At 51.0% G+C, this 776-nt stretch carries 1 pseudogene; it reads right to left on the bottom strand.

Annotation, left to right across the window (positions count from 1 at the left end):
* Positions 1–293: pseudogene (locus CIK04_RS35155) on the bottom strand (group II intron reverse transcriptase/maturase); the annotation flags it as partial.
* Positions 294–776 lie beyond the last annotated feature (483 nt).

The following is a 776-nucleotide window of genomic DNA, read 5'->3' as shown; positions in this document are numbered from 1 at the left end:
AGGTCGTTTAGGGTTTGTTGGACAACTCTGTCCCGAACTGTCGGGATGCCAAGCAATCTCACTCCACCGCCGTCTTTCGGGATTTCTACCCGTCTGACCGGCTGTGGTTGGTACTGCTTGGTTTTGAGCTCAGAGAGGAGTTGGTCAAGGTTATCACTCAGATTTGAGGCGAAGTCGCTCAGGCTCTGCCTATCTATTCCGGCCGCGCCTTTCGCTTTACACACCTTTTTAAATCCTCTGTATAGTCGCTCTTTACTGAGCAAGTGACCGTACAGGCTGTAATAAACTCTCAACGTCTTCCCTTGGGTTGTGTGCTGTGTGGGGACAGGATGTTTTCTTCAGTGTCGGTTTGTTTCACTTTGCTGTTTAGCTTTCTAGCTCAATGGCAATTGACTAAAGTGAGCCAAAGTTACTCCCGTGCACGGTTTCTCGTTGTCGTCTTCTGCTTCCACAGGTGACCACGCCGGAATACCCCGATAGCGAATCGGTTTGGGTGCCACTAAAAAAAAACATCTGCTCATCACAGACTTAAAGTGTACTTCCTCCCTTCGCAACACTCGCTTGCTTTTGGCAAAGCGGTGCCCCATCAGACGCGATGCTAATGGTCAGCTCGGTTTTCTCCTCCACGCCATTACTGGACTTCTCAGGCCGAGCCTTACTCACTACTACGGATTCATCTGCCACCTCGCACCAACGTGCATCTTGAGCTTCCTCTTGATGAACGCTTCCGGCACTTGCCCGGATGTGGTGTCAGGCTTCCCCAGTTACTGCACTGG

It is taken from the genome of Vibrio sp. 03_296 (genome assembly GCF_002265885.1).
Note: the sequence above shows the minus strand (reverse complement) of the source record. Positions and strands in the feature narration are given on the sequence as shown.